The sequence below is a fragment of the Shewanella sp. 3_MG-2023 genome, from assembly GCF_030548765.1.
Lineage (GTDB): Bacteria > Pseudomonadota > Gammaproteobacteria > Enterobacterales > Shewanellaceae > Shewanella.
On sequence record NZ_JAUOSH010000020.1, the window covers coordinates 50,593 to 67,542 of the forward strand.

The window sequence follows — 16,950 nt, forward strand, 5'->3', positions numbered from 1 at the left end:
TTATGTAAAATGTTATTGTTATGCTTGTTATTGTTTTAAACGTATCAAATGCGTAAAAGGGTTATATTTTTTTAAATTTAATTTTTTAGCATTTAAGTATAGCGTTACCTTTGCTGGGCTTACATTGACTTATATAAATCATAGGACGTGAAATTGAAGACGAGTTTAGAAAATTCTGCACAAATACTAAGAGTGGCAGTGCCGCAAATGTCCGCGCTGCATATACCGGTTACCCCAGAAAATTATGCCATTTGGTATCAGTATTATGCGGAAACAAATTTAGACTTAAAACGTGCGATCGATGGTTTAATTGCCAATAAAGTTGAGTTTACCGCCGCGGTCAATCAAGGCCTTTATAACAACTTTATTCAAGAGCAGTCTCCAGAAGTCATTGATAATGTTCAAATTGAAACCAAATTACTCATCAATAGCTTATACAGTAAGATCAGTCAGCTTTCTTCTGGTACTAGTGACTTTTCATCGAGCTTACATTCTTTAAACGAGGAACTGCAGTCAAATCCAAGTCCACAATTACTTAACGAGTTAATCGTCAATATTAGTTTTGAAGTGGAGAAGGTGCTATTAAACAACGATTTAATGAAAGCCGACATAGACTCTCTGGGTAATGAATTAACGACTTTAAAAGATGAAATGACCAGTTTAAGTAAAGTGGCAATGACCGATGAATTAACCTCGTTAAATAATCGCCGTGCCTATGAGGTGTTTGCTTTAGAGCAAGTCAGTTTGTTTAGCCATAGCAATATACCTTGTTGCCTATTAATGATAGATATCGATTTCTTTAAAAAATTCAATGATACTTATGGTCATCTAGTTGGCGATAAAGTGCTGGCATTTGTGGCTTTTGCATTAAAACAAACGGTAAAAGGTAATGATTTCGTTGCCCGCTATGGCGGTGAAGAGTTTGTGATTTTATTGCCTAATACTAAGCTACAAGATGCCTTAACGGTGGCTGAGCAAATTAAAAATCGTATTGCAGATAAGCAGCTCACCATTGGTAAAGAAAAAAAGCAGCATTTAGGCAATATCACAGTATCGATAGGGGCTGCTGAAATCCACCCTGGAGATGATAGTGATACCTGGTTAAGTCGCGCTGATGAAATGCTGTATCAAGCGAAATCATCAGGTCGCAACTGTGTTAAAGGCTAATGTTTATCGGCAGAGTCTATACCCGCTTTAGCTTGCGGGTTAGCTTCACATTGGGGCAAGTCCATATGCATCTTAATCAGGTGCTCATCCATATCAAAAGATACCGTAAAGCCAAGCCCTTTGGCGAGGTTTGCCATACTGCGGTTTTCAAACATGGTAAAGCCCGCTAACACAGGAGTATTAGTGGTTTTATAATAGTTAATCAGTTTTTCTAATAGCATTTTACCTAAACCAATTCCTTGATAGTCGCCGCGCACCGCCATAGCAAATTCTGCTTCTGTATTATCAGGATCAGTCGATGCTCGCACCGCACCTAAGGTGATTGCCTCACCATTTTCATCTTCTGCAGTGGCGATAAATGCCATTTCTCTGGCGTAATCTATTTGTGTTAAAACCGCCATTTCCTCATGGGTCATTTTCGAACGAACGCCAAAGTAGCGTTTATAGCGATCTTCATCACTGAGTGAGTTATCAAAGGCTAAATGCTTTGGCTCATCCTCAGGAAGAATGGGCCTGAGCATGACCTTCAAGCCATTTTTCAAGGTGGCCTTTTGTTCTAACTCTTTTGGGTATGGCATGATCGCTAAGCGCGCTTTGGGATCAATATCTGTACAATTGAGCTTCATGTTAACGTCAAGCAGGGTAATGGTTTCACCTGCGGCGAGCACTGGGTTAAGGTCTAAAGAAGCGATTTCAGGGCAATCGATAATCAGGTGCGATATTTGGGTTAGCATCACACACAGTGCGTTCATGTCTAAACCAAGGGGTAAATGTCTGTCTCTAAGTTTGTGAGTTTTCAACGCCTGAATGACCATATAGCGCGCCAGTGCCATATTAAGTGGCGGTAGGGCAACTGCAGCATCACGTGTCGGGTCCCATTCTGAGCCGCCTTCACCAAGGCAAATTGCAGGGCCAAAAACAGGATCATTAATCACAGAGACCCGCACTTCTTGAGCGCCAGCGGTTAATGCCATTTTTTGCACTATCATGCCATTGATTTCAGCGTCAGGGTTGGTGTCCTTAACTCTGGAAGTAATGGATAGCGCTGCCTGATACACTTCTTCAGCATTATTGAGGTTTAGTACCACACCGTGCACATCAGATTTGTACATCAAGTCAGGGGATTGGACTTTTAGTGCCACAGGAAAGCCCAACTTGGTGGCGATATTAACGGCTTGCTCTGCGCTACTGGCAAACTCTGTATCTATGGTATTTAAACCGTAAGCTTTTAAAATGTCACTGGCTTCATGGGTTTCGAGAATAAAACGATTATTGGCTTGGGCTTTTTGTAATAAATTCCGCGCTGTATTAGTGTCAGTGGGAATATTATCTGGAATAGATTGCGGCACTTCTTGCAATAGTTTTTGATTACGGCGGTATTCGACCATATGCATAAAGGCTTTTACTGCGCCTTCAGGGGTTCGATAAGTCGGAATCCCGGCTTTACTAAATCGCTTTCTTGCGGTGTAGGCTGAATCCTCACCACTCCAATTGGTTAAAATATTTAACTTGTTTCGATTTGGATGGCCCTTGATAACATCAATTAAACTCTGGGCGATTTGCTCACTTTCTTCTAATGCTGATGGTGAATGCAGCACTAAAATAGCGTCCATTTCTTGGCTATCCATCAATATAGTTAGTGCTTGGCTATAACGTTTACTGTCAGCATCACCGACAATATCTATTGGATTTTGACCAGACCAGGTTGTTGGCAATATGCGATTTAATTGTGTGATGGTGTCATCTGACAACTGTGCCAGTTTACCGCCTTTAATAATGAGTTCATCAGCGGCCAATACTGCAGGGCCGCCGCCATTACTGATTATGGCGACTCGCTCACCTTTTAATGGCGTGGAGTGGGCCAAACTTTCAACTGCGGCAAACAGTTCAATTAAGTCATGCACCCGCAACATACCACCACGCTTAAAGGCGGCATCGTAGACGGCATCATTGCCGCCTTTACCGCCTGTGTGCAACATAGCGGCCTTAACGCCTTCAGCACTGCGACCCGATTTAATCACAAATATGGGTTTATTACGGGCTGCTGCGCGCGCTGCGGATAAAAAATGACGCTTTTCACTAATAGAATCAATATAAAGCATAATGGCGCTGGTGCGGCTATCACGACCTAAATAATCGAGCAATTCATCAAAATTTATATCAGATGCATCACCTAAAGATATAAACGATGAAAAGCCGATGTCTTTATTATTAGCCCAATCCAGCACCGTAGTACAAATGGCGGCAGATTGTGACACAAACGCAATTTTGCCTTTTTTAGCGCCGGTATGCGCTAGGCTCGCATTAAGACCAATGGTGGGAATAATCATCCCTAAACTATTTGATCCCAATATTCGCATGCCGTAACGTTTTGCATTTTGCAGCGTTTGAGTTAACAGGCTAACACCATGTTCATCAAACTCATCAGCCATGCCTGAGGCCATAATTATCGCGATTTTACAGCCAAACTGCGCTAATGTTTCGACGATATCAGGTACACGACTAGCGCGAGTACATATCACGGCTAAATCGGGTTTAATGGGCAGCGATTCAATATTGGGATAAGCCAATACGCCCATAACGGCGGAATATTTAGGGGTTACGGGCATAATGGGCCCTGAAAAGCCGCTGGCCAATAAGTTTTTCATCAACACGCGCCCCGCGCGCTTTTCACTATTTGAGGCACCAATAACGGCGATGGAAGTGGGTTTAAATAATGTGTGAATACTTCTTTGGCTCATAATACCCTCAGCATAATCATTAACGCGTGGTAATTGCTTGTAATAAGACGTTTTTACATATCTCTGATAGCCATACTATTTTAGCTTCATGGCGCCGCGATGAACTACAAATAATCGCCATGTCTATGGCGACTTCTTTTTTGTGCAATTCAGCATCGATTTTAAAATTATAGGAGTAATGATCGGCCAGTAATTGGCGATGTAAACTATAGTTGTCGGTAATGATTGTCGGATTATGGTTTTCATTTAATTCACGAAAATATTCAACATGTTCATTTAAATCATCAACTAATAGCTTTACAAATTCCCCTTGCTCATTGCCCACTTTAGTAACATAACCAGAAGCCACTTTTTTCTGATACAGCTGCTGCGGTCTGTCTCGCAATGATTGCACGCCGATATCAATGGAGCCATCGATCAAGCCATCATTACTGGATTTTCGCCATTGTCTTAACTCTATGGTGGCATTGGTTTGTTTGCGTAATTCATTGATTAGGCTTTTACCCATTAATACCATCAAGGGTTCGCCTAAGTGCACCGAAATGAACTGCAGGTTTTTAGGGTCAAAGTATTCTGGTTCTAGGGCTAAGCTAATTTGCTCGATAGAACTTTGGATTTGCGGGGCGATTTTATCGGCATAACTGGTGGGTTGTAGGCCATTAGCGGTGCGAATAAATAACGGGTCGCTTAGTTCTTCACGTAATTGAGCCAATACTTTTGAGACAAATGATTGTGAGCGGCCCAGTTGCTTGGCGGCTTTTTGGGTCGAGCCTGATCTATACAGGGTGACAAACACATTCAGTGCATTCAAATCCATGAGATACCGATAAATAAGTGCAATTTAACAATATATTACACTATAAATTCGAAGCGTACATTGGGACTAAAGTAAATAGTTCATTTGGAATATCGGTTATTCCGTTATCACAGTGAGTTATTGCTAATATTCAGCTCATATACAGCGAGACATTGTTACTCTCCCTGTTAAATATCTCATGTTTTTAGGATCTTTATGACTGAATTACCTGATATCGACACGGTTCAACCATCATTGAGCAATAAGTTATCTTTCTATGTGCGAAAAATGACCACATTTATTTTATCGTTATCGGTTATCGGACTTTTAAGTTATGGCTTCTCATTACTCACTCAAATACACGGTAAGCAATTACCTGAAGGCTACTTTGTTAATGGCTACCCCAGCATTTTAACCCTATTAGATTCTGAATTTTTTATGGGCTTTGTGTTTGTGGTCACCATTTTGATCATTTGCTATGTACTGCTGTTATTTTGGAAATTACATGAAGTTGCAGTTCATAAGGCAGAAGCCATGTCGAGTGCCCATACCCAAATTGTGTTTGCTTTATCTTTATGTGGTTTGTTTATTGATAAGACCTGGTGGGTACTGGCGATAATCATTGCTTTTGGGCGCTGGGATGTCCTATCTAAACGGTTATCAAGCATCATTAGTAATGGCATCAAAGGAGTTAAATCATGAAAGAGATCATGTTGCCTTATGTGTTAATTATATGGCTCTTAGTCAAATTAGGGGTCATTCAATGGAACCTTACTAATGCGGTACGCACCATTGGTTTAGGAATGTTTATTGCTTTTTCATTGTTTACTGGCCATCGCTTTTGGTCACCCGCTGATTTAACCGATAGCTCAACCATTAAAGCGCCTCATGCAGTGCTAAGTCCACTCATTGGTCAGGAAGTTGAAAACGTCTATGTGACTCATAACCAAATCGTTAAAAAAGGGGACTTGATTTACACCTTAGTATCAGTGGATAGCACGGAACAAATCAAAGCCCTTGAAGCCAGTAAAAATGCAGTACAAGCGCAGCACGCTGCCGCAATCCAACAAATTAACGCTTTAAATGTCAGTATCAATAATGATGAGCGTAATTTAGCGCGTCTAACGGCCTTAAAAGAGCATGCAAGTCAGGTGGACCGCGATAATTTACAAGCGCAGATTGATGCCAATCGTGCCCAAGTGGCTGCCAATATTGCCCAGTTGGGCGCGCAAACAGCGCAAATGCAAGCTATTGAGGCTGATATTGAATCGGCTAAATGGACAGATTCACGTCGTGAAATACGGGCTCAATATGATGGGCAGCTTGCCATTACCAATGTAACTGAAGGCACCCGCTTGGGTAATATGCACTTGTTTGATACCAGTAAGAAATTTTTAGAAATGCGCATTGCCGATCAATCATATCGCTATATAAAACCTGGGCAGTTTGCCGAGTTCTATGTGGATGCTTATCCGGGAGAAATCTTTAGAGGCAGAGTGCACAGCATTACTTCAGGTACGGGCGAAGCCATGATTAACCCCATGAGTGGCAGTCAACATGTGCGCCAGCATGTGGGTAACAATGGCGGCTCTCATGGTCGTACAGTCGTTATTGAGTTTGAAGAACCTGAAGGTTATTCATTACCGATTGGGGCAACCGGCTCAGCTTGGATTTCTGCTGAGAAACCCCATCCAGCATTGGGCTTTATGGATATCATTGGCGCGGCGACTGTTAGGCTTAAAGCGTTAAAGTCGTACCTTAATGCGCTTTAGTGAATGCGTTCTAGTGAATGTGCTTTCGTTGCGAGTCATTGGTATTAGCATTAGCAGAGTGAGTAATATGACTCGCTCTTAATTGCTTATTACCACAGGGTTTACTCATCCTAACTGAATTGATTCAAGCTAATTACTTTAACCTTTAGACAGTGCCACTTGTGTTTCATTACAGCTTTCAAGGGCACTATTTTGCTCAAAGTTTTGGTTGAGCTGGTCGTTATAGTAGTCGCTAAATTCGCGCATAAGCCCTAGTGCCAATATTGCTATTGTCATTACTTGGTAGAGTATTCCTGACCATGACATCAAATATATTGAAAGCATCAGGTTTAATCCATTACTGGCAACCATAGCTAACCTTAGTTGACTGCCCGCTAAGAAGAATAAACTAAAGCTCATTACGACTGCAGCGATAACCGCACACCATTCACTCCAATGCTCAGCCCATAGAAAACCCTGCGTCATGGCAATAATACTAAAGCTGAGTGACATGGCTAAAGGCGATGTTAACCAGGCAGTCGATGCAAGATTTTGCTGGTTATTGCTATTCAAACTTTGACATAAACGAAAGCGAATAACATTAACTAGTTGGTTGGCCATGCCGAGAAAGCTGCCTAATAAGCCTAAATGGATTGCGGTAAGTACTGACGCTATCATATTGCCATGAATAAATTTGCAGTCTTGTTGTTGGCTATTTGCCCACCAGCCAATGGCCATTGAGACAAAGCCAATAAGCTGAAAGTAAAATAGGGGCTCGGCAATAAACTGAAAATCAAATGCGGAAAAATCTAACACAGGCAAGCACAATCCAAGAAAATTAAGGATGCGTATTGTCGTTTTTTTCAGCAATAACACAATGGCTAAAATCGCATAATAGCCTCGCTCATGTGATTAGATATAAAACTGTGAACTGGAGAGTGTTTTTTGAACAGCTAGAGTTGACTAAGTTGTATTTTTGTTGAGCTTAAGATCGATTAATGTACTGTTTGGGTTTGATATTAGTTATCCATTTTACGCTAATTTAAAGCCACAACTAAACCTGAACCAAGTCAGAATAAAAACCAGCACACGCAAATCAATTTATCACCAATTTAGCCACAGTGGATTTGCGGAATATCTTGCCAACAGCTGGTGTATTGCGGGGTTAATAGCTCACGGCGCATATGCCATTTACCTCCAATACCTTGGGCGGCGACAAATATTGCATCATTACCGTAGCGTTGATTTAACTTATCAAAAACCTGCATCAAGGCAGGATCTTTTACTGGGGCAAACAAGTCTGTTTGCAAATGTTTGACCGGTGATAAATCTAACAATCCAATCCCGATTTTATAGTAGCGAGTATTGGGGTTATAAAGCTTACGGGCAATTTCTGCTGCGTAACTGATGATTTCACGGTTGTCATTAGTTGGATATGCACAGCGGTAATGATATTTAAAGCCATTAGGCTGTTCATCATAAGGGGAGTTACTGGCAAAGATCAGTATGGTGCTAGCCACAGAGCCTTGCTTTCTGGCTTTGGCTGCCGCGATACCAGCATGCTTACTGAGCGCCTGTAATAATGAGTCTATATCGCTAATACGTTCACCGACACTACGAGTTGAAAAGATCTGCTGTTTATCTGCTCTGGCGCTATCCCAGCCTTTACAAGCCTCGCCATTGAGCTCTCTGACTGTACGCTCGATTTCAATACTAAATTGGCTACGAGCAATGCCTGGTTGTAATTTAGCCAGATCCAGTGCGGTGGTGATCCCCATGGCATGTAATTTGTTACCGATCCGCGAACCGATCCCCCACACATCGGTGACTTTCATTGTCGCTAAAATGGCATTTCTTTGCTCAATGGATTGGATATAACATACCCCGTTATAGCCCTGGAGCTTTTTAGCGGCATGATTGGCCACTTTGGCAAGGGTTAAGGTGGCAGCAATACCGACACACACAGGTAAACGGGTTTCTTTCCATACCGCGCGGCGGATCATAGCAGCATGGCTTAATAAACACGGGATCGCAGGGTAACAATGTTTAAATGACAGAAATGACTCATCAATAGAGTAAATATGTTGCTCAGGTGCAAAGCGGCCAATCACTTCCATCATAGAGTGAGACAAAGAGGCATAAAGCTCATAATTGGAGGAAAGCGCAATCACGCCTGCTTTTTCACAAAAATCGCGCACTTCAAAGTAAGGACCAAATTTACCCACTCCTAATGCTTTTGCCTGGCGGTTAGCCGCCACAATGCAACCATCGTTATTGGACAGCACCACGATAGGACGGCCACGCCACTCTGGGCGAAACACTTGCTCGGCGCTGCAATAAAAAGAGTTGGCATCAACGAGTGCATACATAATTTAACTGTCCGTTAGTCGTTAGTTTAATCAGCTAACATTAGTTATTAACTAATATAGGGCTTTGGCGATGACAACGGATTGAACGGATCACCACGCCTTCAACACTGAAGTTGTCATACTCTTGTATCGTGACACTCTGGTGAAGATCATTTGCCGATAATAATAATCGCCGCTTGATATCAATGAGCTTACAGACAAAGTTGCCGTTATAGTTTGCCACTATCACATCATGGTTTTCGACACTGACATGGCGATCCACAATGAGAATATCCTTATCAAAAATGCCGATTTTCTCCATAGAGTCGCCGCTAGCTTGGCCAATAAAAGTGGCACTGGGATGTTCAATCAATAGCTCATCTAAACTTAATGGCAGTTGCCGATATTCAGCAGCAGGACTTTCAAAACCAGTAATACCGGCACAAGCAAAAATAGGAATAACCTTCATAACAATCGACACCCAACAGTACTGTGTGTTTATACAGTATTATAGCTGTCCCCGTAAAATTGGCAATAAATTCCGTAAGGTTGTCGAATAAGCGTGCGAATTGTTGGTTATTTAATCTGTTATGGGGCATTGAGGGAATGCTTTGCTGAGTGAGCTGAACTAAACAGCATTGCTAAGTACTAAATTATGAGCAAGGTAAGCGTGAGTGTTTAAGATTGAGTGGCGACTATTATCGAGCTGCTGTCGAACCATTAGCCGAAAATAACCTAATAAGCATTCTTTAAGGAAAAACGTTAAAAGTTAATTGTTTGTTCAGCTTACGTTTAGCTTACGTAGGTAAAATAGAGGCAAGTTTAAAGCTTATTATCAGTATCAGAATTCAGTATCAGAATTCAGTATCAGAATTTTATAAAGCGCTAATACTGACGATGAGTTCAAGTGCAAAGTGCTTAATCAGCCAGAAATCAGTTGTTCATCAACGGGAGTAAACATAATGAAAAAAGTATTTATCATTTCAATGTTAGCAATATTATCTTTTGGCGCGATCGCTAGCCCATCGACTCAAAAGCCCGTTGTCATTCAAATTCAGGATTCATTCACGCAAATCAATAGTGCTTTAAGCTGCTCAATTGTATATGCCCACACTCCGATGACTTCACAGGCCGATTATTATAAAGGAGTAGTCTACGAACGCTATTCAGATCTTGTTGAACAACTCGTGTTATCAGGCCAGTCAGAAGAGGGCGCAAGACAAACAGCGATTGAAAAAATTGTCATGCAAACACAAACCATTGAACAACAAATCAATGATACTAAAAGCGGTGGAAAAACAGAGTTAAAACAACTGCTGCAACAAACGGCTAAAAAGAATGATTGTGTCCACTACGCAAATAATTAAGATGTACGGTCACAATTAAGATGTACGGGCATAGTTAATATTCATAAAGCGATTAATATTTACCACGAATAAAGCAGACATTTTACCGTGGCAAGAACTTCTAGTTCTGAACAGAGTAGTGGTCTGCTAAACTGCCTTTGTCATTTCTAATCAATTAAAATTTTTTATGCAAAGTAAGCCACTTCGTCAAGCCAAAACAATCGAGAATGTTTTCAACAGTGCCTATTGGCACCTTGGTCAGCAAGATTTTACTATCAATGAAATTCGCACCAAGCTTGAGCGTAAAACCGATAACCAGCAATGGATTGACACTGTTCTCGCTAGACTCATTGAAAGTGGCTATTTGAAAAATGATTTTGATTTTGCCGTTCGCTATTGCGAACTGGCCTTTAGTCATGAGACGGCTAAAGGCGCTATCAAACGTAAATTACAATTAAGAGGCGTATCAGTTGCTGAAATTGATACCGCAATTGAACAAGTCATGCATGAGCAAAATGTCGATTCATTTGAGATGGCGACAGCGCGATTGCAAAACAAATTTGAACACTTTCATGGCACTAATAAAGAAAAAGTTTATTCACAGATGACCACCAAAGGGTTTTCTCGCGCTGAAATTGATTACGCACTATCACAACACCCTCAAGTTGACACCCTGCGCAGTAAATTAGCCATAAAAGCAGACAAGGCTGACCTGAAGTCTGAAATTATCAAGTTGTATAATAAAGGCAAAGGCAAAACGCTGATCTTGCAAGAATTAAAACAGCGGCTTCTTGATGTCAGTGATTTCGAAGAGCTGATATACCAACTAAGCCTAACAGAAGAGTTAGACTTTTATCTCAGTTGTAAAAGTCAGCTGGCTAAAAAGCGTTATGACTTATCCGACTATAAAGAAAAGTCCAAAGCCTATGCTTACTTATCTCGAAAAGGCTTTGATAGTGATGAAATAAAAGAGGCCATGACTTTAGATGATGATGCATAGCTTCTGTCTATTTAAACTATTTGGAGTTTTAAAGCTACTTACTAGCTTGTCGTTGTGCTAATTCAATCTGTTGCCAAATACTCTCTGCTGCAGAGGAAAGGCTAGCATAACTTTTTATATCCCCCTTTCTTTGTGCCTGCATGGCTTGTTCTTGCGTTAAATCATATTGCTTGCGTAAGTTTTTAATGGGATCTCGTTTGAATATGCCAAACATAGGTGAATCCTGTTAGAAAGAAGATGCATAGTTATACGCCTCAACGAGGAAATAGTTTATAAAAGTGCAATTTTAATGGTCGTAAGTTTATATATTGGCTGTTAAATTAAATTGCTGTTGGTCATGCTTGCTAACAGTGTTTGAGCCCCTAGGTTCGCTTTTTATTCGGCACATCAAAAAGTCGTGAAAAAAATTCAACCTAAGAATCATTGCAGTAAAGAGATTTTTTAATAAGTTTACGTTTTTAAGTTGTTAAGGTTAAATTTTTTGATATGAATATAATGAGTAAATTAAAACAAGAATGGTTTTTAGTCGCTATGGTTGCAGCGATTGCATTGGCTATGGTGTCAGCTGATGTGGGCAAGTCTGGCGGGATATTACAGCTTGATCAAGTAACGGCTATTGGTATTGCCATGGTGTTTTTTTTACATGGGCTTAACCTGTCACCTAAGGCAATAAAAGCGGGCGTTACTAACTGGCGACTACACCTTTATATTCAATCGGCCACTTTTATTGCTTACCCGATCCTGTGGCTACTTTTTGGGGATTCACTTTTAGCCTTTATGCCTGCAGCGCTAGCGTTTGGTTTTTGCTATTTATTCGTATTGCCAAGTACCATATCTTCTTCAGTAGCAATGACAAGCGTAGCCAAAGGCAACATACCTGCGGCAATTTTCAATGCATCGCTTTCAAGTATTATAGGCGTTTTTATAACGCCATTATTTATTCAGCTGTTTATGAATCTCGATGGCGCTGAATTAAACCTGATGGATTCGGTGTTTTCTATCGCCAAACTATTATTAATTCCAATGATTGTTGGCCAGCTTTTAAGGCCGTTATTACTGCGCTTTATAGAGAAACATAAATCCGTGATAAACAAAGTAGACAAAATCGTCATCATCTTGATTGTTTACAATGCCTTTTGTGATTCGGTTATTAATGGTATTTGGAGTGAATTTTCAGCTTGGTTACTGCTGTATTGTATTGCCATTTGTACCCTAGTGCTGTTGTTGATGGTGCATGGGATCCAATGGGGCGCTAAGCGATGTCAATTTAATAAGGAAGATGAAATCGCCGCGGTGTTTTGCGGCACTAAAAAAACCTTGGCAGCTGGAGTACCGATGGCGCAGGTTATTTTTGGATCTGATCCCGCATTGGGAATGATTTTGTTACCCATCATGCTGTATCACCCAATACAGATTTTTTATTGTGCACTGTTAGCTAATCGCTATGCAAAGCGATTAGCAAAATAATGTAACTGATTAAATTCAATGCATAAGGATGGGTAATGACAATTTTAAAACTAATTAGCTGCACTGTAGATGATGATAATGTTGCCGCTTTTACAGCAAGCCAATGTGCTTGGCAGCAATTAGAAAATTGTAGCGGATTTTTAGCACAAGCGGGTGGCTGGCGCGCTGATTTAAATAAACTACCTTTGCAAAATTATGCTGCACCGTTGCATGATAAAAACATAAATACCGCCGTGGTTTTCGGGTTTTGGCAGTCAGTTGAAGATGTTACTGCCTTCATGCAAACTACGCACGATCAAATATTTACCACTAATCATCAGGGTAAAACCTACCAAACCTGCCAGGTTAAGTATTTTGAAATGTTGCCAACATCGTCAAACTTAGTTGTGGCTCACCTCAACTCAGAGATTATCAGCATTAGTCATTATGTGGCTGATTTAGCGCAAATGGCGCAACTGCAGCAACTTTACTTTGACAACTACTCATCAAAGGGGTTGATTGATTGCCAGCTTTTAAGGCTTAGTTGCTCACTTAAGTCACAAGCTAGTGCCCAAGAAGATACAAACGTAGAAGCAAAAGTTGAGTTCATGCTGGTTTGCTGGTGGAGCAATCAACAAAAAGTTGTTTTAATGCAAAATAAAATCCAGCCAAAGCAAGAACAACAAGGGCAGTTAACAGCGTTATCTGAACAGGTTATTAAGCTAGAGGCGAAATGGAATGTGCAAGCAAGAGCTATTGAAATAGCTAAGGATATAGCAGACTGATATTCAACAGCCTGCCTAATTTTAATAAAAAGTCACCGGTAAATAAAAAGTCTATTTGTATTCAATAATACGAGCGATATAGCTAAATTTACCAGAGTCATTGCGATAGTTTCGGTACAAATCAACTGAGAATGCCTTTGGTTTATCTTGATCAATTTTTACGGCAATTTTATCACTTAACTTATCTATATTAGATTCATTATAAACATAGAATTTGTTCACTTTTTCAAGCCCAAGCTGTTTAGCTTTGTGGCTTGTGGTATAAATTTCGCTATAAACGTCTTTGACAAATCCTTGATAGGTAACGCGTTCAAAATTAGCATTTTTATCAACAGTGATAAGAATATCAGTTTGCTCATCTAATGTTATTAACTGCTCCATTGCTGAGTCTAATTTATGATGGGCTGCTTCGTTCAATGTCTCTGCAGAAACACCTGCAGATAGTGAAATAAGTAATGCTGCAACCAATGTCTTTTTCATTCTATTACCCTAAATTTTTAATTCGTAAAATATGTTTAAAATCACCTAAAATTAGGCCGATAACTACTGTTTTAAGTTTTTACGATGATTTGTTTAAATACATCATAATCAATCATTAACGCTGTGCTGAATGCCATATGAAGGATTGAATCCTACATATATAGGCTGTGTTTAATGAGCTGGTTGATATTTAGACCATAGGAATTAAACGTTAATGATGTTGGAGCTGAAATAACCATGAATGTTGACTTAATTTTAAAGCTTTGAAAGCAAGCATGATGAAGCTAAGGTTTTACTATTTAACCTATAAAAACAATGCTATCGTGTCAAAATGAGGTGATATTAGATATTGGAGTAGTAGTTAAATGGATTCAAAAATTAAGCTCGTTGCTTTTAGCGTGTTGTGTTTGAACCTTGGCGGTTGTGATCTCATCGACGGTATTTTACATCCCGGAGACGATGATGAAGACTCAAAAATAGATAAAAACTTTAGCAGTAATGCTCAACAACTAGGTTTATCAGAGACCACGGTTAAACGTTTATGTAATGCTACCGACAACATAAGCATTCATTGTGTCAGCAATTACAATGACGAAAGTGCCCTTGAACTAAGAGTAGAATACACGTTTAATGATGTGTTATTAAAAAATAGTTATGCCAAAAGTACCAATGCTAGCCGAGTAATTTTTCATTTGCCTGCTGATGGTGCGATAGCAAAAATCGAGTTTGAAAATAGTCGAATTTATGATTTTGATAGTGGTTATAGCTACACATGGTCTGAGCCTGAAGATTATAAAATCGCAAACTTAGCAGACTCAAGTGAAGATTCAGTACTTGCCTTAGACAATGCCACAAGTATAGAAGAAGTTTCAGATTCAGAGCTATCGATTTTGTCTAATGCCGCATTCTCTAATGATGAGTATTCACTAACGGAAGCACAAGATATCGTAATCAAATCTAAAACGATGTTGTTTCCAACTTTAAATGTTGATGTAACGAGCACAGGTATTGTAGAACCTATAGATGCTTCTTTTGCCATGTTTACCGCTGGCCACACTGCAATTTTATCAAGTTACTCTTCTGCGTTATCGACCGCAATTGAACAAAGCTGGAATTAAACGAGTTATTTGAAGCGATTATTGGCAATTGTATTAGGACCTTATGCGTTTAGATAAATTTGTATTAAGAAGTACTGCACTGACTAAAACTCAGGTGATAACCGCAATTGAAGCAGGGCAAGTTTGTGTCAATCATGGGGTTATCAAGGATGTAAAACACCAAGTCCATGAGAATAACCTCATACAGTTAAATAGTCAGACGTTAACTCCAAGGCCATTTCGATATCTACTTTTGCATAAATCGGCAGACAAGATTTGTTCAAATGTCGATGGACATTATCCTTCATTGTTTAACGATATTGATATCGATAATAAAGACGAATTACATATTGTTGGCAGGCTTGATGCAGATACAACGGGCTTAGTGCTCATTACTGATGATGGCAGATGGTCTTTTAATATTACTCGCCCTGAAATGAGCTGCGCGAAACTATACCGGGTACATTTAGCTAAATCGCTATCAACTCAAGCGATTAAACAGTTAGAGCAGGGGATTTTACTGGACGGTGAAACCAAACCGACATTGCCAGCTAAAATCACAACAGTAAACGAAAGCCAGGTGCTACTAAGTATTACTGAAGGTCGCTACCATCAAGTTAAACGTATGTTTTTTGCTGTGGGCAATAAAGTAACCCAGCTTCATCGTGAGCAAATAGGTGAGATAAAATTAAATACTTCCAGTAATCAATGGCGTTACCTTACTGAAGCTGAGGTCAATTCGTTCAATAGCTGATGGATGTTTCATCACCTTGGCTTGTCAATGATAAAACATCACTAAATTGAGTCTTTAAATGACAATTGCGATAGTGAATAACACTTCGTTAAGCTATTATCCGCTGTATATTTAGGTTTAACACTCTATGCTTTACCAAAACGTAAAACATAACCTCAAAAGCCACTTCAAACTTGCCATTACTTATAAGCTGTAAATTATGACTATTGATATCACGACCATTGTTGATCCAGAAATCACCTGTTCAAGTTGCCAAGCATGCTGCTGCAAACTTGAAGTGATGATTATTTCTGACACCGGTGTACCAGAGCAATACATCAGTGAAGACAGCTGGGGTAGCCAAACCATGAAACGATTAGATGATGGATGGTGCGCTGCAGTAGATAGAGAAACGTTAATGTGTACTATTTATGAAAATAGACCGTGGATTTGCCGTGAGTTTGAAATGGGGTCTTATGAGTGTGAACAAGAAAGAACCCATATTGTTAAGCTAGACAAATAACTTAATTATAGCTTACGAGGCGGCCACAGCCTCAATGAGTGGGGTTGATTATATAAAAAGACAATACTTTTCAATGAGTAACCCGAAGTTCTTCTATATTTCTAACTTGCCTTAAAAATGATATAACCCTTAACAACAATCACAGATTTTATTGTTACAGCTGCTAGATTTTTACAAGTGTTAAAGTCAGTTCTTAAAATAAACCTCTATCAATCAGGTGCTCATTAAAAGCTAACAAAAGCTTTAATTATGCTTAAAAGCTGCTAAATTTAATTATACCCACAATAAACTAAGGGGTTTATTATGTCATCTGTAAAAACACATGGATTGAGTATTGGTATAGAACGGGTTAACGACGATGTGTACTTATCATTAAAGGCGACTGGCACTTTAACTCATAACGACTATTTAGTCATAACGCCATTACTCGATGCGGCGTTAGCTGAGGTAAAACACCCGAAAGTAAACGTGTTTATTGATGGAACTGAACTTGATGGCTGGGAACTTCGAGCAGCCTGGGATGATTTAAAACTTGGCCTGCAACATAATAATGAATTTAAAAAAGTGGCTATTTGGGGTAATAAAAATTGGCAAAATTATAGTGCTAAAGTTGCAGCTTGGTTTTTGAGTGGTGAGGTACAGTTTTTTGAAGAAAAAGCAAAGGCGTTAGCATGGTTAGAAAAATAAATGTTTAATAACATGCAGTTATTAATAATGATTATTTAAAATTCGTTAAT

General features: G+C 39.7%; 18 protein-coding genes. 11 read left to right on the plus strand and 7 right to left on the minus strand.

The window, feature by feature from the left end; genetic code table 11:
- Positions 1-207: 207 nt before the first annotated feature.
- Positions 208-1,167: a GGDEF domain-containing protein gene (locus tag Q4591_RS12645; protein ID WP_303461342.1), complete on the plus strand. Its 960-nt coding sequence runs from the start codon at positions 208-210 to the stop codon at positions 1,165-1,167.
- On the opposite strand, the gene Q4591_RS12650 is transcribed toward Q4591_RS12645, so the two are convergent.
- Positions 1,164-3,908 (minus strand): bifunctional acetate--CoA ligase family protein/GNAT family N-acetyltransferase, encoded by a 2,745-nt coding sequence (locus Q4591_RS12650; RefSeq protein WP_303461285.1) that lies wholly within the window; start codon positions 3,906-3,908, stop codon positions 1,164-1,166. The genes Q4591_RS12645 and Q4591_RS12650 overlap by 4 nt on opposite strands.
- A 19-nt stretch (positions 3,909-3,927) precedes the next feature.
- A complete protein-coding gene (locus Q4591_RS12655) occupies positions 3,928-4,725 on the minus strand; it encodes a LysR family transcriptional regulator (RefSeq protein ID WP_102439839.1) in 798 nt (265 codons plus the stop codon).
- A 195-nt stretch (positions 4,726-4,920) separates the two neighbouring features.
- On the opposite strand from Q4591_RS12655, the gene Q4591_RS12660 reads away from it, so the two are divergent.
- Both Q4591_RS12660 and Q4591_RS12665 read left to right on the plus strand, forming a co-directional pair.
- Complete coding sequence (locus Q4591_RS12660; RefSeq protein WP_102439840.1) at positions 4,921-5,406, plus strand: magnesium transporter; 486 nt, start codon at positions 4,921-4,923, stop codon at positions 5,404-5,406.
- The gene (locus Q4591_RS12665; protein ID WP_102439841.1) at positions 5,403-6,476 is read left to right on the plus strand and encodes an HlyD family secretion protein; all 1,074 of its coding nucleotides are present in this window, start codon (positions 5,403-5,405) and stop codon (positions 6,474-6,476) included. Before Q4591_RS12660 ends, Q4591_RS12665 begins: the two co-directional genes overlap by 4 nt.
- Before the next feature lie 138 nt (positions 6,477-6,614).
- Here the strand turns inward: Q4591_RS12665 and Q4591_RS12670 are convergent, their stop codons facing one another.
- From Q4591_RS12670 to Q4591_RS12680, 3 genes are all read right to left on the minus strand, one after another.
- A complete protein-coding gene (locus tag Q4591_RS12670) occupies positions 6,615-7,271 on the minus strand; it encodes a YgjV family protein (RefSeq protein WP_241901023.1) in 657 nt (218 codons plus the stop codon).
- Between the two features lie 296 nt (positions 7,272-7,567).
- Positions 7,568-8,824, minus strand: a complete 1,257-nt coding sequence (locus Q4591_RS12675; RefSeq protein WP_303461288.1) for a Y-family DNA polymerase — start codon at positions 8,822-8,824, stop codon at positions 7,568-7,570.
- Positions 8,825-8,864: 40 nt separating this feature from the next.
- Positions 8,865-9,272: a LexA family transcriptional regulator gene (locus Q4591_RS12680; RefSeq protein WP_102476820.1), complete on the minus strand. Its 408-nt coding sequence runs from the start codon at positions 9,270-9,272 to the stop codon at positions 8,865-8,867.
- A gap of 493 nt (positions 9,273-9,765) precedes the next feature.
- Here Q4591_RS12680 and Q4591_RS12685 point away from each other — a divergent pair, with 493 nt between their 5' ends.
- Positions 9,766-10,170 carry a hypothetical protein gene (locus Q4591_RS12685; protein WP_303461290.1) on the plus strand — a complete coding sequence of 135 codons (405 nt, stop codon included), beginning with the start codon at positions 9,766-9,768 and terminating at the stop codon, positions 10,168-10,170.
- Positions 10,171-10,336: 166 nt separating this feature from the next.
- A complete protein-coding gene (locus Q4591_RS12690; protein ID WP_303461292.1) occupies positions 10,337-11,149 on the plus strand; it encodes a RecX family transcriptional regulator in 813 nt (270 codons plus the stop codon).
- Positions 11,150-11,183: 34 nt separating this feature from the next.
- Here the strand turns inward: Q4591_RS12690 and Q4591_RS12695 are convergent, their stop codons facing one another.
- Positions 11,184-11,363 (minus strand): DUF6435 family protein, encoded by a 180-nt coding sequence (locus tag Q4591_RS12695; RefSeq protein ID WP_102476817.1) that lies wholly within the window; start codon positions 11,361-11,363, stop codon positions 11,184-11,186.
- A 281-nt stretch (positions 11,364-11,644) separates the two neighbouring features.
- Between Q4591_RS12695 and Q4591_RS12700 the strand changes: the two genes are divergently transcribed.
- Together Q4591_RS12700 and Q4591_RS12705 are read left to right on the plus strand one after the other, a co-directional pair.
- Entirely contained in the window at positions 11,645-12,616 is a 972-nt protein-coding gene (locus Q4591_RS12700) for a bile acid:sodium symporter family protein (protein WP_303461294.1), read from the plus strand.
- A gap of 35 nt (positions 12,617-12,651) precedes the next feature.
- A complete protein-coding gene (locus Q4591_RS12705; RefSeq protein WP_303461296.1) occupies positions 12,652-13,380 on the plus strand; it encodes a DUF4937 domain-containing protein in 729 nt (242 codons plus the stop codon).
- A gap of 51 nt (positions 13,381-13,431) precedes the next feature.
- Here Q4591_RS12705 and Q4591_RS12710 read toward each other — a convergent pair whose 3' ends face one another.
- Positions 13,432-13,860 carry a hypothetical protein gene (locus Q4591_RS12710; protein WP_102438617.1) on the minus strand — a complete coding sequence of 143 codons (429 nt, stop codon included), beginning with the start codon at positions 13,858-13,860 and terminating at the stop codon, positions 13,432-13,434.
- Positions 13,861-14,225: 365 nt separating this feature from the next.
- On the opposite strand from Q4591_RS12710, the gene Q4591_RS12715 reads away from it, so the two are divergent.
- The 4 genes from Q4591_RS12715 to Q4591_RS12730 all read left to right on the plus strand — a co-directional run bounded on the left by Q4591_RS12715 (position 14,226) and on the right by Q4591_RS12730 (position 16,900).
- On the plus strand, positions 14,226-14,978 hold the full coding sequence (locus Q4591_RS12715) for a hypothetical protein (RefSeq protein ID WP_102438619.1): 753 nt from the start codon (positions 14,226-14,228) through the stop codon (positions 14,976-14,978).
- A 43-nt stretch (positions 14,979-15,021) separates the two neighbouring features.
- Positions 15,022-15,711 carry a pseudouridine synthase gene (locus Q4591_RS12720; protein ID WP_102438621.1) on the plus strand — a complete coding sequence of 230 codons (690 nt, stop codon included), beginning with the start codon at positions 15,022-15,024 and terminating at the stop codon, positions 15,709-15,711.
- A gap of 199 nt (positions 15,712-15,910) precedes the next feature.
- Complete coding sequence (locus Q4591_RS12725; protein ID WP_102438623.1) at positions 15,911-16,213, plus strand: YkgJ family cysteine cluster protein; 303 nt, start codon at positions 15,911-15,913, stop codon at positions 16,211-16,213.
- A gap of 303 nt (positions 16,214-16,516) precedes the next feature.
- Positions 16,517-16,900, plus strand: a complete 384-nt coding sequence (locus Q4591_RS12730; RefSeq protein WP_303461298.1) for an STAS/SEC14 domain-containing protein — start codon at positions 16,517-16,519, stop codon at positions 16,898-16,900.
- Positions 16,901-16,950 lie beyond the last annotated feature (50 nt).